At 63.5% G+C, this 20,476-nt stretch carries 18 protein-coding genes; 6 read left to right on the top strand and 12 right to left on the bottom strand.

The window, feature by feature from the left end; translation table 11 throughout:
- Window positions 1–36: 36 nt before the first annotated feature.
- The gene (locus AACG97_RS02320; protein ID WP_009681539.1) at window positions 37–195 is read right to left on the bottom strand and encodes a YqaE/Pmp3 family membrane protein; all 159 of its coding nucleotides are present in this window, start codon (window positions 193–195) and stop codon (window positions 37–39) included.
- Between the two features lie 159 nt (window positions 196–354).
- A complete protein-coding gene (locus AACG97_RS02315) occupies window positions 355–1,635 on the bottom strand; it encodes an aspartate aminotransferase family protein (protein WP_115293291.1) in 1,281 nt (426 codons plus the stop codon).
- A gap of 211 nt (window positions 1,636–1,846) precedes the next feature.
- On the opposite strand from AACG97_RS02315, the gene AACG97_RS02310 reads away from it, so the two are divergent.
- A complete protein-coding gene (locus AACG97_RS02310; RefSeq protein ID WP_029886350.1) occupies window positions 1,847–2,770 on the top strand; it encodes a LysR family transcriptional regulator in 924 nt (307 codons plus the stop codon).
- A 280-nt stretch (window positions 2,771–3,050) separates the two neighbouring features.
- Here the strand turns inward: AACG97_RS02310 and AACG97_RS02305 are convergent, their stop codons facing one another.
- From AACG97_RS02305 to bioB, 9 genes are all read right to left on the bottom strand, one after another.
- On the bottom strand, window positions 3,051–4,829 hold the full coding sequence (locus AACG97_RS02305; RefSeq protein WP_029886351.1) for an acyl-CoA dehydrogenase C-terminal domain-containing protein: 1,779 nt from the start codon (window positions 4,827–4,829) through the stop codon (window positions 3,051–3,053).
- Window positions 4,830–4,953: 124 nt separating this feature from the next.
- A complete protein-coding gene (locus tag AACG97_RS02300) occupies window positions 4,954–6,237 on the bottom strand; it encodes a GGDEF domain-containing protein (protein WP_009681535.1) in 1,284 nt (427 codons plus the stop codon).
- A 169-nt stretch (window positions 6,238–6,406) separates the two neighbouring features.
- Complete coding sequence (locus AACG97_RS02295) at window positions 6,407–8,212, bottom strand: phenylacyl-CoA dehydrogenase (RefSeq protein ID WP_029886352.1); 1,806 nt, start codon at window positions 8,210–8,212, stop codon at window positions 6,407–6,409.
- 288 nt (window positions 8,213–8,500) lie between these two features.
- Window positions 8,501–8,797 carry a hypothetical protein gene (locus AACG97_RS02290; RefSeq protein WP_009681533.1) on the bottom strand — a complete coding sequence of 99 codons (297 nt, stop codon included), beginning with the start codon at window positions 8,795–8,797 and terminating at the stop codon, window positions 8,501–8,503.
- A gap of 120 nt (window positions 8,798–8,917) precedes the next feature.
- Entirely contained in the window at window positions 8,918–9,598 is a 681-nt protein-coding gene (bioD, locus tag AACG97_RS02285) for a dethiobiotin synthase (RefSeq protein WP_115293290.1), read from the bottom strand.
- 10 nt (window positions 9,599–9,608) lie between these two features.
- A complete protein-coding gene (bioC, locus tag AACG97_RS02280) occupies window positions 9,609–10,427 on the bottom strand; it encodes a malonyl-ACP O-methyltransferase BioC (protein WP_009681531.1) in 819 nt (272 codons plus the stop codon).
- Window positions 10,420–11,151: an alpha/beta fold hydrolase gene (locus AACG97_RS02275; RefSeq protein ID WP_009681530.1), complete on the bottom strand. Its 732-nt coding sequence runs from the start codon at window positions 11,149–11,151 to the stop codon at window positions 10,420–10,422. The genes bioC and AACG97_RS02275 overlap by 8 nt, the downstream gene beginning before the upstream one ends.
- The gene (gene bioF, locus AACG97_RS02270) at window positions 11,144–12,316 is read right to left on the bottom strand and encodes an 8-amino-7-oxononanoate synthase (protein WP_029886356.1); all 1,173 of its coding nucleotides are present in this window, start codon (window positions 12,314–12,316) and stop codon (window positions 11,144–11,146) included. The genes AACG97_RS02275 and bioF overlap by 8 nt, the downstream gene beginning before the upstream one ends.
- Before the next feature lies 1 nt (window position 12,317).
- A complete protein-coding gene (gene bioB / locus AACG97_RS02265; RefSeq protein ID WP_009681528.1) occupies window positions 12,318–13,376 on the bottom strand; it encodes a biotin synthase BioB in 1,059 nt (352 codons plus the stop codon).
- A gap of 89 nt (window positions 13,377–13,465) precedes the next feature.
- On the opposite strand from bioB, the gene AACG97_RS02260 reads away from it, so the two are divergent.
- The 4 genes from AACG97_RS02260 to rarD all read left to right on the top strand — a co-directional run bounded on the left by AACG97_RS02260 (window position 13,466) and on the right by rarD (window position 17,024).
- Complete coding sequence (locus AACG97_RS02260; protein ID WP_009681527.1) at window positions 13,466–14,197, top strand: ComF family protein; 732 nt, start codon at window positions 13,466–13,468, stop codon at window positions 14,195–14,197.
- Between the two features lie 54 nt (window positions 14,198–14,251).
- Entirely contained in the window at window positions 14,252–14,998 is a 747-nt protein-coding gene (locus AACG97_RS02255; protein ID WP_009681526.1) for a TOBE domain-containing protein, read from the top strand.
- A gap of 99 nt (window positions 14,999–15,097) precedes the next feature.
- Window positions 15,098–16,072 carry a serine/threonine protein kinase gene (locus AACG97_RS02250; RefSeq protein ID WP_197885971.1) on the top strand — a complete coding sequence of 325 codons (975 nt, stop codon included), beginning with the start codon at window positions 15,098–15,100 and terminating at the stop codon, window positions 16,070–16,072.
- Window positions 16,073–16,136: 64 nt separating this feature from the next.
- Window positions 16,137–17,024, top strand: coding sequence for an EamA family transporter RarD (gene rarD, locus AACG97_RS02245; RefSeq protein WP_232555058.1), 888 nt, complete (start codon window positions 16,137–16,139; stop codon window positions 17,022–17,024).
- A 294-nt stretch (window positions 17,025–17,318) separates the two neighbouring features.
- Here rarD and AACG97_RS02240 read toward each other — a convergent pair whose 3' ends face one another.
- Window positions 17,319–17,837, bottom strand: coding sequence for a glycine cleavage system protein R (locus tag AACG97_RS02240; RefSeq protein WP_009681523.1), 519 nt, complete (start codon window positions 17,835–17,837; stop codon window positions 17,319–17,321).
- A gap of 449 nt (window positions 17,838–18,286) precedes the next feature.
- Between AACG97_RS02240 and AACG97_RS02235 the strand changes: the two genes are divergently transcribed.
- A complete protein-coding gene (locus tag AACG97_RS02235; protein WP_009681522.1) occupies window positions 18,287–20,464 on the top strand; it encodes a malate synthase G in 2,178 nt (725 codons plus the stop codon).
- Window positions 20,465–20,476: the final 12 nt, after the last annotated feature.

Below are 20,476 nucleotides of genomic sequence, written 5' to 3'. Positions count from 1 at the left end.
GGGAGCCCGGCTTGCCGGTAATGAAGCCTGGGCAGGCTAACGCTTGGCGATGATGTACACCGCATGCACGATCCCTGGAATGTACCCCAGCAGGGTCAGCAGAATGTTCAGCCAGAACGCCCCGCCAAACCCAACCTGCAGAAACACCCCGAGCGGCGGCAAGATAATGGCGATAATAATGCGGATAAAGTCCATGTGAGTCTCTCCTGAAGGGGTTACAACACAGACTAGCCGCTGGTCCTGGAGGTTCCACAGGCAAAAAAACGCCCCGGGCCGAATGGAACAGGCCAGGGGCGATGCGCAGGAACGCCAGACGGTTCGTAGAATTGGTTAACGTGCCACTTACCCCGACACTTAGGCCGACACTTCGCGGCGCGCATGCTGCTGCGCATGCAAGCGGGCAAAGGCGCGGGCCAGGCGCAGCAGCATTTCGTCGATATTGCCCTTGCTCACGGTCAGCGCCGGAGAGAAACGCACCACATCCGCTTGTGGGGCGTTGAGCAGCAAGCCTTCGTGCAGGGCGGCAGCCACCAGTTCACGCGCCTGGTTTTCCTTCAGCTGCAGCGCCCACAGCAGCCCTTGCCCGCGTACTTCGCCCTGGCCATAACGCCCCGCCAGGCGGCTCAGGCCGTCGCGCAGGTGGCGGCCGTGGTCCTGCACCTGGCCGAAGAAGCCGGGCTCCAGTACGGTATCCAGCACGGCCAGGCCCGCAGCGCACATCAGCGCATTGCCATGGTGGCTGCCCTCCAGCTCGCCCGGTTCGGCGCAGCACGCCGTACCGCGGGCCAGCAACGCGGCCAGTGGCACACCACCGCCCAGGCCTTTACCCAGGGTGATGATGTCAGCACGCACGCCATAGGTCTCCTCGGCCAACAATGCGCCACAGCGCCCGATGCCGGTCTGTACCTCATCGAGGATCAGCAGGATGCCCAGCTCACGACAGAGGGTTTCCACGCCCTTGAGGTACTCGCGGCTCGCCGGAATTACCCCGGCCTCGCCCTGCACCGGCTCCAGCATGATGGCCACAGTGCGCGAATCCACTTCGGCGTGCAGCGCCGCCAGGTCATTGAACGGCACCTTGCTGAACCCGGGCAGGCCCGGTTCACAGCGGTTGCAGGGCAATGGGTCGGACGCCGACAGCGCGCCCAGGCTGCGGCCATGGCAGGCCTGGCTGGCGGTGATGATGTGATAGGCGCCATTGCGGTGCAGTTGGCCCCACTTGCGCGCCAGCTTGATCGCCCCTTCACAGGCTTCGGCACCGCTGTTGAGCAGGTAGGCCTGGTCGCTACCGGTGCTCTGGCACAGGCGGTTGGCCAGCGCCAGCAGGCCACGGCTATGAAACCCCGCGCCTGGGTTGACCAGCGCCTGGGCCTGGCTGCCCAACGCCTTGACCAGCACGCTGGGGCTATGGCCCAGGCTATTCACTGCGCCGCCCTGGGTGAAGTCCAGGTAGGCATGCCCGGCATCGTCCCACAACCAGGAGCCCTGCCCGCGCACGAACACCTGCGCAGGCCGTTCGATCCCGGGCATCAGGCAGTCACGCGACAACTCGGCAGCAGGTGGCACACGCACCGGCACAGGCTTGGGCTCGGCCGCGGCGGTCGGGGCCGAGCGGCGCAGGTTGAACAGGTTCATCGGGGCTCCAGCCAATGCACGGTAAGGGGCGAGCACAGGGCGGTCTTGGCGCCGCCGCTCATTATTTTGTCTTGCCTATCAAAAGTGTTTCTCATCCACGGTAACAATCGACTGATTCAGCGCTGTAACCCGTTGGAATACGGCGATAGACTAGGCGCCACGAGGGGTTACCGCCATTTCGATTTTCCAGCAATTTTGATAAGCATCACTTATGGATTTTCGCCAACTGCGTTATTTCGTCGCGGTGTACGAAGAGGGCCACGTCGGCCGCGCCGCCGAGCGCCTGTCGCTGTCACAGCCAGCGCTTTCACAACAGATCCGCCAACTGGAACACAGCCTGGACCTGAGCCTGTTCGAGCGCAGCAACAAGCGCCTGCTGCCGACCCTGGCGGCCCATACCCTGTACAACCATGCCCTGCCGCTGCTCGATGGCCTGCAGCGTGCCCACGAGGCCATGCGCAACTTCAAGGGCCAGTCTTTGCGCACCTTGGCCATCGGTGTGCTGCAAACGGTACGCCCCAGCCTGGTGCCGCAATTGCTCGAACGGCTGCGCAAGGCCCAACCCCACCTGGTGGTGCAGATCTACGAGTTATCGGGGCTGGAGATCGAGCGGCGCCTGCTCAGCGGTAACCTGGACATCGGCATCAGCTACCTGCCGCCACGCCAGCCCGGCCTGCATGGCCTGTTGCTGTACGAGGACGAGCTGCAATTGGTGATACCCGCCACCCACCCACTGAAGGATTTCAAGAAGGTGTCCATCCGCCAGGCGGCCGAGTTGCCCATGCTGATGCTGGGCGAGGAGTTTCAGATCCGCCAGATCTGGCAGGCCCAGTTAGCCAGCCAGGGCCGGCGGCCGCAGGTGCAGGCCGAGATGAACAACATGGCGGGTATTCTCGACAGCCTGGCGCACACCGCGCTGGCAACCATTCTGCCAGGCCGGGCCAAAGACGCCGCCGAGGACGACCCAGGGCTGTTGTGGAAGCCGCTGAGCGAGCCGCGAGTACCGTTGAAGGTAGGGCTGGTGTTCCGCGATGCCCAGCGCCAGCAGGCATCGGTCGAACTGCTGCGTACGCTGCTGGAAGAAGAGACAGACGCGCGACAGCTGGGCGCATCACCGCTGGATGTGCTGGCCTGATAAAACACGCGCGCAAAGAAAACCCCGCCGAAGCGGGGTTTTCCAGACTGTTTCCCTGTGGCATCCGTATCGCCCCGCCATCCTGGCAGGTGGTCCTTCGTCGCCATCCTTGATCTGTCCTTTGCGCTTCCTGCGCAACGTCCATGTGGTAAAGATTAGCCGTGGATCCAATCTGAGAACAGTGGTGAAAAGTCACCACGTTGTGTAGGAAAAGGCTTACACAAGAGAGGCATTCGCAGATACGCGAAGCACAGGGGCCGCTGTGCGGCCCCTGAATCAGCTAGAACTGTTCGGCATCCAGCAGGTAAAGCGACTCACTGCCCGCCTTCACCGAGGCCACCAGCGAATCCACCCGTGGCAGCAAGCGCGCGAAGTAGAACCGCGCCGTGCCCAGCTTGCCCGAATAAAACGCCTCGTCGCCCTCCCCCGCCTTCGCCGCCCGCGCCATCAATGCCCACATGTAGCCATAGGCGACATAACCAAAGGCATGCAGGTACTCGACCGATGCTGCGCCAATTTCATTCGGGTTGCCCTTGGCCTGCTGCAGTACCCATTCAGTCAGCCCATCCAGCTGGCCGAGCGCAGCACCCAGAGGGCGGGTGAACTCATCCAGCTCGCTACCCGCACTGGCCATGAACTGGCGAATTTCGTCGGAGAACAGCGTGTAGTAGGCGCCGCCGCTGGCCACCACCTTGCGGCCCATCAGGTCGAGGGCCTGAATGCCGTTGGTGCCCTCGTAGATCTGGGTGATGCGCACATCACGCACCAGTTGCTCCTGGCCCCATTCACGGATGTAGCCATGCCCGCCGAAGACTTGTTGGCCGTGCACCGCGCACTCCAGGCCCAGGTCGGTCAGGAAGGCCTTGGCCACCGGCGTAAGCAATGCCACCAGTTCTTCGCTGCGTTTGCGCACGCCAGGGTCTTCGCTGTACTTGGCACTGTCCAGTTGCATGGCCACATAGGTGGAAAACGCGCGGCCGCCCTCGATGAGTGCCTTCATGGTCAACAGCATGCGCCGCACATCCGGGTGGACGATGATCGGGTCGGCGGCTTTGTCCTTGGCTTGCGGGCCGGTGGGGGCACGGCTTTGCAAACGGTCGCGCGCGTACTCCACGGCATTCTGGTAGGAACGCTCGGCCGTCGCCAGCCCCTGTATACCCACCCCCAGGCGCTCGTAGTTCATCATGGTGAACATGGCTGCCAGGCCTTTGTTCGGCTCACCGACGATATAGCCCACAGCCTCGTCGAAGTTCATGACGCAGGTAGCCGACGCCTGAATGCCCATCTTGTGCTCGATGGAGCCACAGGTGGCCGGGTTGCGCGCACCGAGGCTGCCATCCTCGTTCACCATGAACTTGGGCACCAGGAACAGCGAGATGCCCTTCGGCCCCGCCGGCGCATCCGGCAACTTGGCCAGCACCAGGTGGATGATGTTCTCGGTCAGGTCGTGCTCGCCGCCGGTGATGAAGATCTTGGTGCCGCTGACCTTGTAGCTGCCGTCCGCCTGTGGCTCGGCCTTGGTGCGGATGATGCCGAGGTCGGTACCCGCATGCGGTTCGGTCAGGCACATGGAGCCAGCCCATACACCGGCGTACATGTTGGGCAGGTACTTTTCCTTCAGCGCCTCGCTGGCGTGGGCGTTGATCGACAGGCAGGCGCCGGCGGTCAGCATCGGGTACAGGCCAAAGGCCAGGCTCGAGGCATTGACCATTTCCTCGACCTGCGCCGAAATGGCCTTGGGCATACCCATGCCGCCAAACAGCGGGTCGCCACCCACGCCCACCCAGCCACCTTCGGCGTAGGTGTTGTAGGCCTCGATGAAGCCGGCCGGTGTGCGCACCGCGCCATTGTCCCAGTGGCAGCCCTCTTCATCGGCCGCGCGGCTGAGCGGTGCGATGGTCTTGGCGGTCACCTTGCCAGCCTCCTCCAGTACGGCCATGGCCGTATCGGCATCGACGACTTCGGCCAGCCCGGGCAATTGCGCCCACTGCTCAGCCACGTTGAACACTTCATTCAGTACGAAGCGCATGTCGCGCACGGGCGCTTTATAGTCAGCCATGACAACCTCTCGCAAGTGGGGGCTGGGCGGTCTCGGGGTACCGCGACACTGGGGTTGATGCCAGTGTAACCGAACAACATTTACGAGACATAGGGTCATCAATAGACCGCTTAGTCTATTTTGGTCACGCAGTACGTACAGCCCCACGCCGCGATTGCTGGCCATGCACCACCACACAATTGCGCCCTGCGCCTTTGGCGTCGTAGAGCGCCTGGTCGGCCGACTTGAGCACGGCTTCGGGGTTACGGTGATCGGCCTGGCGCTCGGCAACGCCAATGCTGATGGTCACCGAAACTGTGCCGCCGCTGCTGCCGGCGCGGCGTTGGCGCCCGGCGGTATCGTCTTGCGGGCGGTTGTACTTGTCGCGCAGGTGCATCACATAGTTGGCGATCACCTCGCGCACCGCTTCCACATGGGGCACGCATTCCTCGGCGGTCTTGCCCGCGAACACCAAGGCGAACTCCTCTCCCCCATAGCGGTAGGCACGCCCACCACCGGTGACCTTGGCCAAACGGCTGGCCACCAGGCGCAACACCTGATCGCCGACATCGTGACCGTGCGTGTCGTTGAATTTCTTGAAGTGGTCAACGTCGGTCATGGCGATGACATAGTTGCGACCCAGCCGCTGCATGCGCTCGTTCAACGCACGCCGGCCGGGCAAACCGGTCAGCTCGTCGCGGAAGGCCATCTGGTAGGCCTCGTGCGCAACTGCTGCGGCGATCATCAACATCACTTGGCTGCACATGATGTTCAGCGTGAACGGCAGGATGAACGTTTGCGGCAGCATCCAGAAAATGCCCAGCAGACCGATGATCTGGGCCGCGTGCAACGGCCTCGGCGCGCGCAGGTACTGCACCACCAGCAGGATGAACACCCCCGCGACCAGCGGGTAGGCCAACTGGATCAGGCTCATCCACTGGCCATGCAAGGTCGGCCAGCGAATCTCCGCCAACCAGGTCAACAGCGCCTCGGGGTAGCTTTGCTCCAGGGCCACTGCCACGCTGCCCACGGCAAACAGCACGGCGCCACGGGCCACCAGGTCTTGCAGCAGGTGGGTGCGCTCCTGCCAGGCACCATACAGGCCGAACAATGCCGGCAACAGCAGGCATACCAGGTGGAAGACCACCGCTGCATCCTCGCGCACACGGCCGTGGTCGCGGTAGAAGTCGGTCTGGGTGTCGAGCAGAAAGTAGGCGATGTATACCGTAAGCATCAGAAACAGCTCACGTTGGCGACGATACACCGCGCAGTAAGCGCCACCCAGCAGCAGCACCAAGGTGGGCAGAACATTGAACAGCGATGTGAAAAACACACTGAGGTCTCTCACATAAGCTGCGGCGAGCCCTGCCAACAGCAGCAGCAGCGAGGGCAGGAAATGGCTGGCACGTACAGCGTTAAAACGAAACAAGGGTAATCTCCGACCCGGCAGATCAATAGTGGCATTGTGCCCTTATTTCATCGGCAGCGTACCCGAACAGTTGAATTTCAAATCGGCCAGGGTTGTCGAGTGGCCTGGGCCTGAACAAAAAAACCCGCCTGCCGGTGAGGGCAGGCGGGTTCTGGCAACAGCGGTTGAATCAGTACGCCAGGCCGAAGCTCTCTTCGTCCATGTCCATCAGGTTGTTGGCGCCCGACAGCATGGCCGCCACATGCGTGCGGGTACGCGGCAGGATGCGCTGGAAGTAGAAGCGCGCGGTCTGCAGCTTGGCGGTGTAGAACGCCGCTTCGCTGGTGCCGGCGGCCAGCTTTTCAGCGGCCAGGCGGGCGATGTCGGCCCAGAAGTAGGCCAGGCAGGCGTAGCCGGAATACATCACGTAATCGACGGAGGCCGCACCCACTTCTTCGCGGTCTTTCATGGCAGCCATGCCCACTTTCATGGTCAGCTCGCCCCATTCCTTGTTGATGGCTGCCAGCGGCTCGACGAACTCCTTGACCGCCTCGACACCTTCCTGCGCCTGGCAGAACTTGTGCACGATCTTGGTGAAGCCCTTCAGCGCTTCGCCCTGGGTCATCAGCACCTTGCGGCCGAGCAGGTCGAGGGCCTGGATGCCCGTGGTGCCCTCGTACAGCATCGAGATACGGCTATCACGCACGTTCTGCTCCATGCCCCACTCGGCGATGAAGCCGTGACCGCCATAGATCTGCACGCCATGGTTGGCCGCTTCGAAACCGACTTCGGTCATGAACGCCTTGGCGATCGGGGTGAGGAAGGCCAGCAGGGCATCGGCCTTCTTGCGCTCTTCTTCATCCTGGCTGTACTTGACGATGTCCACCTGCTTGGCGGTGAAGTAGACCATCGCGCGGTTGCCCTCGGCGAACGCTTTCATTGTCAGCAGCATGCGGCGCACGTCCGGGTGGACGATGATCGGGTCGGCGGCCTTGTCCGGTGCCTTGGGGCCGGTCAGGGAGCGCATCTGCAAACGCTCGCGGGCGTACTTCAGGCCACCCTGGAACGCGACTTCGGCGTGGGCCAGGCCCTGCAGCGCGGTACCCAGGCGCGCGGTGTTCATGAAGGTGAACATGCAGTTCAGGCCTTTGTTGGCCGGGCCGATCAGGTAGCCGGTGGCGCCATCGAAGTTCATCACGCAGGTGGCGTTGCCGTGGATGCCCATCTTGTGTTCGATCGAGCCGCAGCTCACGCCATTGCGCTCACCCACACCGCCTTCGGCATTGGGCAGGAACTTCGGCACGATGAACAGCGAAATGCCCTTGGTACCGGCCGGTGCATCCGGCAGGCGCGCGAGAACGATATGCACGATGTTCTCGGCCATGTCGTGCTCACCGGCGGAAATGAAGATCTTGGTGCCCGACACCTTGTAGCTGCCGTCAGCCTGCGGTTCGGCCTTGGTGCGCAGCATGCCCAGGTCGGTACCGCAGTGTGGCTCGGTCAGGCACATGGTGCCGGTCCATTCGCCCGACACCAGCTTGGTCAGGTAGGTGTGCTGCTGCTCGGCGGTGCCGTGCGCAGAAATGGTGTTCATGGCGCCGTGGGACAGGCCCGGGTACATGCCCCACGACCAGTTCGCACCACCGACCATCTCGCTCAGGGCCAGGCCCAGCGACTCTGGCAGGCCCTGGCCGCCGTGTTCCACATCATGTGCCAGGCTGGGCCAGCCGCCTTCGACGAATTGTTCGTAAGCCGCCTTGAAGCCGGTTGGGGTTTTCACGCCCGACTCGCTCCAGGTGCAGCCTTCCTGGTCACCCACACGGTTCAGCGGCGCCAGCACCTGCTCACAGAACTTCGCACCTTCTTCAAGAATCGCGTCGACCATGTCGGGCGTTGCGTCCTGGCAACCCGGCAGGCTCTGATAGTGCGCCTCGTAACCGAGCAGCTCGTCGCGAACGAAGCGGATATCACGCAAGGGGGCTTTGTAGTCAGGCATTGCGATGAACCTCTAGGTGAGTTCTGTGGGGTGACCCGCGTGCGCCGCGGCGTCTGTCAAACAGTTGTTTGAAACTTACGTTTAGCTCCGGCTTCTGTCAAGGAGGGACGATAGTGCCATTTACGCCGCGAAAAATGGCGTTTATGCCAAGCTCAATAAAAACAATACCCTGTGGGAGCGGGCATGCCCGCGAAAGGGCCCGGCCAGGCAATGGGTTGCCTGAGCTGACGCTTTCGCGGGCACGCCCGCTCCTACAGGGGCTATGTGTTATTCGAAATCGGCACTCTGTCAGGCGTAGGTATCGATGATCCGGCCGAGCATTTCGTCGGATGCCTTGACGACCTTTGCGCCAAGCTCGACTTCGGTCTTGCCGACCGCCTGTTGCACCAGGCTGGTGGCCAGGTCCATCTGCTGGCTGCGGTCGACCGCACGCAGGCGTTCGGCCTGGAAGTCGCTGGACTGGCTGGTGGCGGTACGTTCGGCGGTGGTGTTGGCGATCTGGCTGGCAGCCTGATCGACGCGGTTCTGGCCGGCTTGTATAGCGCTCAGCCCCGCGTAATAGGCGGAGCTACCGGTGATTTCCATGTCAGGACTCCATTGACGCTGGATAGGAACACAACCCATTAAAACAGGCCGTCGGTAAAAAGGCCCGTTTAAATCGCTAATGGCCCGGTGCCAGTTGATAGGCCCTGAGTATTCCAGCACCTAATCCAGCAAATCCAGCTGCAAATGCTCAGCCACCTTGTCTGCACTGGCCTGCTTCAGCTTGGGCACCCGCCCCAGGCAAGGCGCTGGCAAGCGCTCGGCCAGGCTGGCCAGGTTCTCTTCAAGCCGTGAAGTGCGCGGCTCGATGATGTTCGCCACCCAGCCTGCCAACTGCAGCCCGTCGCGCTCGATCGCCTCGGCGCTGAGCAAGGCATGGCTGATACACCCCAGCCGCACCCCCACCACCAGAATCACCGGCAACTGCAGGGCCACCGCCAGATCTGAAAGGTTCTCCAGCCCCGAAAGCGGCACACGCCAGCCCCCAGCCCCCTCGACCAAGGTGAAATCGGCATTTTGTTGCAGCACATTGCGCATGGCCGCCAGCAATTCTGCCACCTCCAAAGTCACCCCCGCCTCGCGGGCGGCCACATGCGGCGCAATTGCAGGCTCGAAGGCAAACGGGTTGACCTGCCCATAGGGCAACTTGATGGTGCTTTCATCAATCAGCGCCTGGGCGTCGCTGTTGCGTAAGCCGTTGGGGGTCATCGTGCACCCAGAGGCCACCGGCTTGGCACCCAGGGTGCTCAAGCCTTGCAACCGCGCCGCATGCAGCAAACCGGCCGCGACGGTGGTCTTGCCGACATCGGTATCGGTACCGGCGATGAAATAGGCCCTGCTCATCTTGCTCCCCTTACGCCTGTGGCTTGCGCAACACACCATAGACCACCTGATAGGTGGCTGGCAGCCCGGCAGGCTGGCGAAATGCCTCGTACGCCTGCAACAGGCCCTGCATGCGTGCCCGGCCAGTCAACCCGGACGGTCGCCCAGGGTTGAGATTGTGCGCGCCCAACGCCTTCAGTTCGTGGGTCAGGCTGCGTACGTCCGGGTAATGCAGCACATGCGCACAGCGATGCAGCTCAAGCTGCTCAAAACCGCTGGCGGCACACAGGCGCTGGTAGTCCTCGAAACGGCGGAAGCGGTTTACATGCACCAGGCCGTCCACCGCCTGCCAGCTGGCACGCAGTTCGTCGAGGGTACCTACGCACAGGCTGCTGAAGGCCAGCACGCCGCCCGGGCGCAGTACCCGCAGCGCTTCGGCCAGCACACTGGCGAACTGGTCGCACCATTGCACGGCCAGGCTGGTGAACACCAGGTCGACGCTGGCATCGCGCAATGGCAAACGCTCGGCGTCGCCGGCCACGTGGTAGTGCGCACCGCGTTGTTCATTGCGGGCATGGCGCAGCATGCCTTCGGCGATATCCACCGCCACACCGCTGGACTGGGCGAACCGCTCAGCCAGGATACGGCTGAAATGGCCGGTACCGCTGCCCAGGTCCAGCCAGCGCAATGGCTGCCAGCCGGCCGGCATTTGCCCCAACAGGCTCAAGCCCACGGCGCGCTGCAACGCGGCTACGCTGTCGTAGCTGGCTGCAGCGCGGGAGAACGAAGCCGCTACCTGGCGTTTGTCGGGCAAAGCGCCGGGCAGGGTCGGACAGGAAAGGTCAGTCATCGCCACTCTCATGCAGGAAACTCTTGATGCCAGCCGCCAGCTCTTGCGGGTACTCCAGCAAGAAGGCGTGGGAACTGTCTTCTACCAGGCCCACCTCCACATCGGGCAGCAGCTCGCTCAAGGCCTTGGCTGCCTCGCCCGGCACCAGCGCATCGCTGCCGGCGAACAGGTGCAGTTGCGGGCCGCCGTAAGCCTGCAGGGCTTCGCGGGTATCCAGCTTGGCCAGCACTTCAAGGCCGGTGGCGAGGTACAGAGGGTCGGTGTCCGGTACGCCGACACCCAGCTGGCGCAGCAGGGTACGCGGCTGCTGGGCGCCATCGCTGCACAAGCTGCGAAAGCGCTTCAGGGTGACTTGGGTATGGCTGCGGCAGCCGTCGAGGAAAGTGCCAAAGGTGTCTTCGGCCATGCCATGCGGCCAGTCGCCACGGGCAACGAAACTGGGGTTGCTGGCCAAGGTGAGCAAGCCGCAGCAGTGGTCGCCACGCTTGTGTGCCAGGGCGCTGGCGAGCATGCCGCCCAACGACCAGCCACCTAGCCAGACATCGCCCGGCAATTTACGGTCGAGGTGCTCAAGCCAGCCCTCAACATCGCTGTGGGGCAATTCCGGCAGGGGCATCAGCTCTACCTGCAGACGGGGGTCCTGGGCGCGCAGGCTGGCGGCCAGCGGTTCCAGTGCGGCAGTGCCCAGGCCCCAGCCGGGCAGCAGTACAAGACGATTACGCATCGGCGTTCTCCAATTGTGGATAACACTCGGCCAATGCATTCAACAATAGCTGCACCTGCGCCTGGCTGTGGGCGGCGCTCAATGTTACGCGCAGACGGGCACTGCCCGCCGGTACGGTCGGTGGGCGGATGGCGGTGACCAGCAAGCCGCGCTCGCGCAACATGCGCGACAGGCGCAAGGCCTGCGCGCTGTCGCCAATCACGATCGGCTGGATCGGTGTGGGGCTGTCCATCAGTTCCAGGCCGATCTGCTGCGCGCCTTCACGGAACTGGCGAATCAATGCGGCCAGGTGCTCGCGGCGCCAGCTTTCGCGGCGCAGCAGCTCCAGGCTCTTCAGCGTGGCGCAGGCCAGTGCCGGTGGCTGGCTGGTGGTGTAGATGTAGGGGCGGGCGAATTGCACCAGCGCCTCGATCAGTTCCTCGCTCCCGGCAACAAAGGCACCGGAAGTACCGCAGGCCTTGCCCAGCGTACCGATCAGCACCGGTACATCGTCCACGCCCAGGCCGAAGTGCTCGACGATACCACCGCCCTGAGCGCCAAGGGTGCCCAGGCCATGGGCATCGTCGACCATCAGCCAGGCACCCCGGGCCCGGGCGACCTCGGCCAGGGCCGGCAGGTCGGCCAGGTCGCCGTCCATGCTGAACACACCGTCAGTGACCACCAGAGTATTGCCAACGGCCTTGTCCAGGCGGCTGGCCAGGCTGGCCGGGTCGTTGTGCAGGTAGCGGTTGAACCGCGCACCGCTGAGCAGCCCGCCATCGAGCAGCGAGGCATGGTTCAGGCGGTCCTGCAGCACCGTGTCGCCCTGCCCCACCAGCGCGGTGATGGCACCCAGGTTGGCCATGTAGCCGGTGGAAAACAGCAGCGCACGAGGGCGCCCCGTCAGCTCGGCCAGCGCCTCTTCGACCTGGTGGTGTGGGGTGCTATGGCCGATCACCAAGTGCGACGCACCGCCACCGACACCCCAGCGCTCGGCACCGGCCTGCCAGGCGCCAACCACCTCAGGGTGGTTGGCCAGGCCCAGGTAATCGTTGCTGCAGAAGGCCAGCAAGCGCTGGCCGTCGACCACCACCTCCGGGCCTTGCGGGCTTTCCAGCAGTGGCCGTTGCCGGTACAGGTCCGCAGCGCGCCGTTCGGCCAGGCGCGCCGCCAGGTCGAAAGCCATCTCAGGCGGTCGCGGCGTTGTAGAACATCTCGCTGCTGCGCTGCTCGACCAGCGCCTGCTCGATGGCGGCCTGGTGCACTTCGTCGGCGTGCTCCTCGCGTGCTTCAGGCTTGATGCCCAGGCGCGCGAACAGCTGCATGTCCTTGTCAGCCTGCGGGTTGGCAGTGGTCAGCAGTTTTTCACCGTAGAAAATCGAGTTGGCACCGGCCATGAAGGCCAGGGCCTGCATCTGCTCGTTCATCTGCTCACGGCCGGCAGACAGGCGCACATGCGATTTGGGCATCAACAGGCGGGCTACGGCCAGCATGCGAATGAAGTCGAACGGGTCGACATCTTCCTCCTCGGCCAGCGGCGTACCGGCCACCTTGACCAGCATGTTGATCGGCACCGACTCGGGGTGTTCGGGCAGGTTGGCCAGCTGGATCAGCAGCCCGGCGCGGTCGTCCAGCGACTCGCCCATGCCCAGGATGCCGCCCGAGCAGATCTTCATGCCCGCATCGCGCACGTAGGCCAGGGTCTGCAGGCGCTCGCTGTAGGTGCGCGTAGTGATGATGCTGCCGTAGAACTCCGGCGAGGTGTCGAGGTTGTGGTTGTAGTAGTCGAGGCCTGCCTGGGCCAGGGCCTGGGTCTGCTCCTGGTCGAGCTTGCCCAGGGTCATGCAGGTTTCCAGGCCCAAGGCCTTCACCCCTTTGACCATCTCCAGCACATAAGGCATGTCTTTGGCCGACGGGTGCTTCCACGCCGCGCCCATGCAGAAGCGGGTCGAGCCAATGGCTTTGGCGCGTGCTGCTTCTTCCAGCACCTTCTGCACTTCCATCAACTTCTGTTTTTCCAGCCCAGTGTTGTAGTGGCCGGACTGTGGACAATATTTGCAATCTTCCGGGCAGGCTCCGGTCTTGATCGACAGCAACGTCGAAACCTGCACGCGGTTGGGGTCGAAATGCGCGCGGTGCACCGTCTGCGCCTGGAACAGCAAGTCATTGAAAGGCTGCTGGAACAGGGCCTTGACCTCGGCCAGGGACCAGTCGTGACGTGTTGTTGCAGTTGTGCTGGCGCTCATCGGCGTTTCCTTGTTTAGGCTTAAGCTGGCGCGGGGACAGGAAAGCCCGCCAGCGCATCACGGATAACTCGCATAGTCACGGATGGCCTATGAACTGTCAACTCAACTGGAAACGACTGGTTTACAAGTGCTCACTTATTAACCAGATCTGTTTATTGTGCGACGCGCCTGCCGGGCAACACTACCCGCTGTGCGTCGGTTGTGAGCAAGAGCTGCCCTGGCTGGGCGACCATTGCCGCTACTGCGCCCTGCCACTGCCCATGGCCGGCCTCGCCTGCGCCCAGTGCAGCCGCCGCTTGCCGGCGTTCGAAAAGGTCTTTGCCCTGTGGCATTTCGGCTTTCCGGTCGACACGTTGATCAGCCGCTTCAAGCACAACCGGCAGTGGCCGTTGGGGCGTTTGATGGCCGAGTTGCTTGGGCAAGGGCTACGCTACCGCTATGCCGAGGGGTTGCCACGCCCTGAACTGCTGTTGCCTGTGCCCATGGCCAGGCGTCGACTGCGCGAGCGTGGGTTCAACCAGGCCGGGCTGCTGGCCCGCTGGCTGGCGGCGCACGTGGGCATACCGTGCGATGAGCGGGTACTGCTGCGCACTCGGGAAACCCCCGCGCAGCAGCGGTTGAGTGCCAAAGGCAGGCGGCGCAATCTGCGCCAGGCCTTTGCGGTCGCCGGTGACCTGCCAGGCAAGCACGTCGCCATCGTCGATGACGTGTTGACCACTGGCGCTACCGCCCAGGCCATTGCCCAGGTGTTGCGCAAAGCCGGGGCACAGCGGGTGGATGTGTATTGCCTGGCGCGTACGCCGAAGCCGGGGTATGTATAACCCTGCCGCTACGCCACACTATTCGCCCCAGGCCCCTACAGCGACCGGATGCCCATGTCCTTGCCCACTCTACTCACCCAGCACATCGCCCGGCGCCCGCAGCGCATCGCACTGCTGCAGCACATTGCCGAGCAAGGCTCGATCACCCGTGCGGCCAAGGCGGCGGGCATCAGCTACAAGGCAGCCTGGGACGCCATCGATGAGCTCAACAACCTGGCCAGTCAGCCGTTGGTCGAGCGCAGCACTGGCGGGCGTGGGGGTGGAGGCGCCCGGCTGTCGGTGGAGGGTCAGCGCGTATTGCGCCTGTACCAAAGGCTGCAGGCCCTACAGGCGCAAATTCTCGAGGCCGCGGAAGACTCCAGCGACCTCGACTTGCTTGGGCGCCTGATGCTACGCACCAGCGCGCGCAACCAGCTGCAGGGCCAGGTCAGCGGCCTGCGCCGTGAGGGCCGCTATGACCGGGTCAGCCTGGCGCTGGGTGGCGGGCTGGAGATCGACGCGCTGATCACCCACGACAGCACCGCGCGGTTGGAGCTGACCTTGGGCAGCAGGGTGGTGGCACTACTCAAGGCAGGCTGGGTGCAGTTGCTGGCCGAGGGGGACAAGCCTGAAGCGGGGAGCAATTGCCTGCGGGCCACGGTAGAAGACGTGCTGGTGGAGGCCGACGGGCCCAATGAAGTCCGGTTGGCGCTGGGCAACGGGCAAACGCTGTGTGCCATGGCAGAGGCGGGTTGGTTGGCCGGCCAGCAGGTACGGGTTCAGTTCCACCCTGCCTATGTGTTGCTCGGGGTGCCTGCCTAGGCCGGCCGTGGCGCAGGCGGTTCGCGGGTAAACCCTACGGGTACGCTACAGGGATAACCCTGTACCATGGAGCTCATGCCGTATACCCCCGGAGCTCACATGTCCCATCCGTTCGATACCCTCACCCCTGACCTGGTCCTGGACGCCGTGGAAAGCCTCGGCTTTCTCAGCGATGCCCGGGTGCTGGCACTGAACAGCTACGAGAACCGCGTCTACCAGGTGGGCATCGAGGGAGCGCAGCCGCTGATCGCCAAGTTCTACCGGCCTGGCCGCTGGAGCGATGCGGCCATCCTCGAAGAACACAGCTTTACCGCTGAACTGGCCGATTGCGAAGTGCCGGTCGTAGCGCCCATGCAGCACGCCGGCCGCACCTTGTTCGAGCACCAGGGCTTTCGCTTCACGTTGTTCCCGCGCCGTGGCGGCCATGCCCCGGAGCCTGGCAACCTCGACCAGCTCTACCGCCTGGGGCAACTGCTTGGCCGCCTGCATGCCGTCGGCGCCTGCAAACCGTTCGCTCACCGTGAAGCGCTGACTGTGGACAGTTTCGGCCATGCCTCGCTGAACACTGTGCTCAATGGGGGTTTTGTACCCCGCGAGCTGCTGCCGGCGTACGCGTCAGTCGCCCGCGACCTGCTCAAGCGGGTCGAGGACATCTACGCCCGCACCCCGCACCAGCTCATCCGCCTGCATGGCGACCTGCACCCCGGCAACCTGATGCACCGCGAAGACGTGTACCACGTGGTCGACCTCGACGACTGCCGCATGGGCCCCGCCGTACAAGACCTGTGGATGATGCTGGCCGGCGACCGCCAGGAGCGCCTGGGGCAGTTGGCCGAACTGATCGACGGCTACAACGAGTTCCACGATTTCGACCCGCGCGAGCTGGCCCTGATCGAACCGCTGCGGGCGCTGCGCCAGTTGCATTACAGCGCGTGGCTGGCGCGGCGCTGGGATGACCCGGCATTCCCGCCCAGCTTCCCCTGGTTCGGCCAGCCGCGCTATTGGGGCGATCAGATCCTCGCCCTGCGTGAACAAATGGCGGCGCTGGATGAAGCCCCGCTGAAATTGTTCTAAAACGGTGCACGCCTCTGTCTACAATAGGGGTCGCTTTATTTAGCTACCTAAGCAAGGATTCTGCATGCACGCCGCAAACCCGCGTCGCGGGTATATCCTGGGCCTGAGCGCCTACATCATCTGGGGCCTGTTCCCGATTTACTTCAAGGCAATCCAGAGCGTCCCGGCGGTGGAGATCATCGTCCACCGGGTGCTTTGGTCGGCACTGTTCGGCTCGCTGCTGCTACTGCTGTGGAAACACCCCGGCTGGTGGCGCGAGCTGCGCGACAACCCGCGCCGGCTGGGGGTCCTGGCCCTGAGCGGGGCGCTGATTGCCTTCAACTGGCTGACCTATGTGTGGTCGGTCAACAACGGGCGCATGCTCGAGGCCAGCCTGGGTTACTACATCAACCCGCTGATCAACGTGCTGCTGGGTATGCTGCTGCTGGGCGAGCGGCTGCGCCGCCTGCAATGGCTGGCAGTGGGCATGGCTGCAGTTGGCGTGGCCCAGCAGGTATGGCAGGTGGGCAGCCTGCCCTGGGTGTCGCTGGCGCTGGCGCTGAGCTTTGGCTTCTACGGGCTGATCCGCAAACAGGCCCCGGTTGCGGCGCTGCCGGGGTTGGTTGTGGAAACCTGGATGCTGGTACCGCTGGCCCTGGGCTGGTTGCTGCTGCACCCAACGGCCATGAGTGCACAAGGCGCGTTCTACACCAGCAGCGAAGCGCTCTGGCTGATGGCTGCGGGGCCGGTGAGCCTGGTACCGCTGGTGTGCTTCAACGCCGCAGCGCGGCACCTGCCCTACACCACCCTCGGCTTCCTGCAATACCTGGCGCCAACCCTGGTACTGCTGCAGGCGGTGCTGCTGTTCGATGAGCATTTGTCCTCCAGCACCCTGGTAGCCTTCATGTTCATCTGGGCTGGCCTGGCCATTTACAGCGTGGATGCCTGGCTAAGTTTGCGCAAGCGCGCCTGATCAAAAAACGATCAAAACTCTGCAGGCCATGCAGTACCTGGCCTGCAGAGACATCTCCAAAGGTTATCCACACCCTCGTCCCCGTGCTTTGTGCACAAGCTGCTGATTTTTGGGTGTTTTTTGAGCAAACCTCTGCAGCGGGCGCATTGCCTGGGCTGGGGAGGTGAACCCCCAGGTTATCCACAGGGCCTTCCCCGTGATACTGGGATAACCGCAAGAGATGTCTTTACCAAATCCCCTGTAGGAGCGGCCTTGCGTCGCGATGGGCCGCAAAGCGGCCCCCGGCCAATCCACTCAATCCTCCGCCCGCAACCGCAACTCCACCATCAAGTCATCCGCCAGACTCTCCAGCCGCTGCTGCAGCTCGTCCAGCGGCAAGGCCAGAGGCAAGGCCAACAAGGCATCGGCATGGAACAACGGCTCGCTGCTCATCGGTGCCGGCCGCACTTCTGTCGTGAACCGTTCCACGTTCACCTGCAACTCCGCCAGCAAACGAGTAATGTCCCGCACGATCCCCGGCCGGTCATTGCCGACCAGTTCCATGGCAATCGGCTTCCAGGTACAAGAGGGTTCCACTCCGCTCTCTGCAACCAGCACACGAATGTCGTACTGGGCCAGCCCCTGCAACGCCGCCACCAGCCCATCGTGATGTTCAGCCGGCACCGCCACCCGCAGGATCCCGGCAAACTGCCCGGCCATGCGCGACATGCGGCTTTCCAGCCAGTTGCCGCTGTGGTCGGCGATGCACTGCGCAACACGTTCCACCTGGCCGGCCTTGTCAGGGGCGATAACAGTCAGTACAAGATGATCCACAAGCCGTTCCTCGTGTCGAACCGCGCCAGGCGCAGAAAATCGGGGGGTCGGCTCAGTATAGGCAAGGCGCGACAACCTGCCGCAGGGCAATCCGCACAGCCAATCGTGTACTGTTTCAAGATTTATCTGGAACAATCCACCCTTTTTTTGCGAACATACCTGCTCCCAGCGTGACCATACGCGACCAATGGGTCGCACAACGGCGCTTTTAGTCTGATTTTGCCCCGTCTACTGCTTCATGTAGTATCCCGTGGCGCGGACTACAAAACGTCGTTTGGATGTCTGCCAAGGCGCCTGTGAAAATACGCACACTGTCTGCCAGCCAGTCTGGCGGGCTGCACCCAGCCGCGCTCGGGGTCTTCCCCGGGGGCAAGTACTGGTACGTGTTTAGAGAAGCGCTACAGGCTTAATACAGAAGAGCGAAATAGCTGAGCAGAGTGAGGCAAGCAATGACTGGATACGTTCAAGTCGGTGGCCTTCAGGTCGCCAAGGTCCTGTACGACTTCGTGAACAACGAAGCCATCCCCGGGACCGGCATCGTCGCCGAGCAGTTCTGGGCGGGTGCAGAGAAGATCATCAATGACCTCGCTCCAAAGAACAAAGCCCTGCTCGCCAAGCGCGACGAGCTGCAAGCCAAGATCGACGCCTACCACCAGGCACGCAAAGGCCAGGCCCATGACGCCGCAGCCTACAAAGCATTCCTCCAGGAAATCGGCTACCTGCTGCCACAAGCCGACGATTTCCAGGCCACCACCCAGAACGTGGACGAAGAAATCGCCCATATGGCCGGCCCGCAGCTGGTCGTGCCGGTGATGAACGCCCGTTTTGCCCTCAACGCCGCCAACGCCCGTTGGGGTTCGCTGTACGACGCGCTGTATGGCACCGATGCCATCAGCGATGAAGGCGGCGCCGAAAAAGGCCAGGGTTACAACAAAGTGCGTGGCGACAAGGTGATTGCCTTCGCCCGCGCCTTCCTTGACGAAGCCGCGCCGCTGGCGGCTGGGTCGCACGTCGACTCCACCGCCTACCGCATCGAAGCCGGCAAGCTGGTGGTCACCCTGAAGGGCGGCACCAACACCGGCCTGCGTGACGACGCCCAACTGATCGGGTTCCAGGGTGATGCCGCGGCACCGACCGCCGTGCTGCTGAAACACAACGGCCTGCATTTCGAAATCCAGGTCGATGCCAGCACCCCGGTTGGCAGCACCGACGCCGCTGGCGTCAAAGACATCCTGATGGAGTCGGCACTGACCACCATCATGGACTGCGAAGACTCGGTCGCCGCTGTCGATGCCGACGACAAGGTCATCGTCTACCGCAACTGGCTGGGCCTGATGAAGGGCGACCTGGCCGAAAGCGTGAGCAAAGGTGGCAAGACCTTCACTCGCACCATGAACCCCGACCGCGAGTACGCTGCGCCCAACGGTGGCAGCGTGACCCTGCACGGCCGTTCGCTGCTGTTCGTGCGTAACGTTGGCCACCTGATGACCAACCCGGCAATTCTCGACGCCCAGGGCAACGAAATTCCGGAAGGCATCCAGGATGGCCTGTTCACCAACCTGATCGCCCTGCACAACCTCAACGGCAACACCAGCCGCAAGAATACCCGCAGTGGCAGCGTGTACATCGTCAAGCCGAAGATGCATGGCCCTGAGGAAGTGGCGTTTGCCGCCGAGATTTTCAGCCAGGTCGAAGACCTGCTGGGCATGCCGCGCAACACCGTGAAGGTCGGCATCATGGACGAGGAGCGCCGGACCACGGTCAACCTCAAGTCCTGCATCAAGGCCGCTGCCGAGCGCGTCGCGTTCATCAACACCGGCTTCCTCGACCGCACGGGCGATGAAATTCACACCTCGATGGAGGCCGGCGCCGTGGTGCGCAAAGGTGCCATGAAGAACGAGAAGTGGATCGGTGCCTACGAGAACAACAACGTCGATGTCGGCCTGGCGACCGGCCTGCAAGGCCGTGCGCAGATCGGCAAAGGCATGTGGGCCATGCCCGACCTGATGGCCGCCATGCTCGAGCAGAAGATCGCCCACCCGCTGGCCGGTGCGAACACCGCCTGGGTGCCGTCGCCAACTGCCGCCACCCTGCATGCCCTGCACTACCACAAGGTGGACGTACAGGCACGCCAGCGTGAACTGGCCTCACGCACCCCGGCGTCGGTGGACGATATCCTGGCCATCCCGCTGGCTGCCGACACCAACTGGTCGGCCGAAGAGATCCGCAACGAGCTGGACAACAATGCCCAGGGCATCCTCGGCTATGTCGTGCGCTGGATCGACCAGGGTGTCGGTTGCTCGAAGGTGCCGGACATCAACAACGTCGGCCTGATGGAAGACCGCGCCACCCTGCGCATCTCCGCGCAACTGCTGGCCAACTGGCTGCGCCACGGCGTGGTCAGCCAGGCGCAGGTGCTGGAAAGCCTCAAGCGTATGGCGGTGGTGGTCGACCAGCAGAACGCCGCTGACCCTCTGTACCGCCCGATGGCGCCGAACTTCGACGACAACATTGCGTTCCAGGCGGCAGTGGAGCTGGTGGTCGAAGGTGGCAAGCAGCCCAATGGCTATACCGAGCCAGTGCTGCACCGCCGTCGCCGCGAGTACAAGGCGCGTAACGGGTTGTAAGTTACACCTGCG

The organism is Pseudomonas sp. Nvir, assembly GCF_963778085.1.
Classification (GTDB): Bacteria; Pseudomonadota; Gammaproteobacteria; order Pseudomonadales; family Pseudomonadaceae; genus Aquipseudomonas; species Aquipseudomonas juntendi.
This window is presented reverse-complemented; position numbering and strand designations above follow the sequence as displayed.

What these genes read in the sequence shown, in the direction of transcription:
- AACG97_RS02315 (WP_115293291.1), bottom strand. Translation starts at nt 1,635, where the DNA reads ATGAACCTGTTCAACCTGCGCCGCTCGGCCCCGACCGCCGCGGCCGAG.
- bioF (WP_029886356.1), bottom strand. Translation starts at nt 12,316, where the DNA reads ATGGCTTTCGACCTGGCGGCGCGCCTGGCCGAACGGCGCGCTGCGGAC.
- AACG97_RS02275 (WP_009681530.1), bottom strand. Translation starts at nt 11,151, where the DNA reads ATGCGTAATCGTCTTGTACTGCTGCCCGGCTGGGGCCTGGGCACTGCC.
- AACG97_RS02305 (WP_029886351.1), bottom strand. Translation starts at nt 4,829, where the DNA reads ATGGCTGACTATAAAGCGCCCGTGCGCGACATGCGCTTCGTACTGAAT.
- AACG97_RS02290 (WP_009681533.1), bottom strand. Translation starts at nt 8,797, where the DNA reads ATGGAAATCACCGGTAGCTCCGCCTATTACGCGGGGCTGAGCGCTATA.
- AACG97_RS02235 (WP_009681522.1), top strand. Translation starts at nt 18,287, where the DNA reads ATGACTGGATACGTTCAAGTCGGTGGCCTTCAGGTCGCCAAGGTCCTG.
- AACG97_RS02260 (WP_009681527.1), top strand. Translation starts at nt 13,466, where the DNA reads ATGAACTGTCAACTCAACTGGAAACGACTGGTTTACAAGTGCTCACTT.
- AACG97_RS02250 (WP_197885971.1), top strand. Translation starts at nt 15,098, where the DNA reads ATGTCCCATCCGTTCGATACCCTCACCCCTGACCTGGTCCTGGACGCC.
- rarD (WP_232555058.1), top strand. Translation starts at nt 16,137, where the DNA reads ATGCACGCCGCAAACCCGCGTCGCGGGTATATCCTGGGCCTGAGCGCC.
- AACG97_RS02310 (WP_029886350.1), top strand. Translation starts at nt 1,847, where the DNA reads ATGGATTTTCGCCAACTGCGTTATTTCGTCGCGGTGTACGAAGAGGGC.
- AACG97_RS02255 (WP_009681526.1), top strand. Translation starts at nt 14,252, where the DNA reads ATGTCCTTGCCCACTCTACTCACCCAGCACATCGCCCGGCGCCCGCAG.
- bioB (WP_009681528.1), bottom strand. Translation starts at nt 13,376, where the DNA reads ATGAGCGCCAGCACAACTGCAACAACACGTCACGACTGGTCCCTGGCC.
- AACG97_RS02320 (WP_009681539.1), bottom strand. Translation starts at nt 195, where the DNA reads ATGGACTTTATCCGCATTATTATCGCCATTATCTTGCCGCCGCTCGGG.
- bioD (WP_115293290.1), bottom strand. Translation starts at nt 9,598, where the DNA reads ATGAGCAGGGCCTATTTCATCGCCGGTACCGATACCGATGTCGGCAAG.
- bioC (WP_009681531.1), bottom strand. Translation starts at nt 10,427, where the DNA reads ATGACTGACCTTTCCTGTCCGACCCTGCCCGGCGCTTTGCCCGACAAA.
- AACG97_RS02295 (WP_029886352.1), bottom strand. Translation starts at nt 8,212, where the DNA reads ATGCCTGACTACAAAGCCCCCTTGCGTGATATCCGCTTCGTTCGCGAC.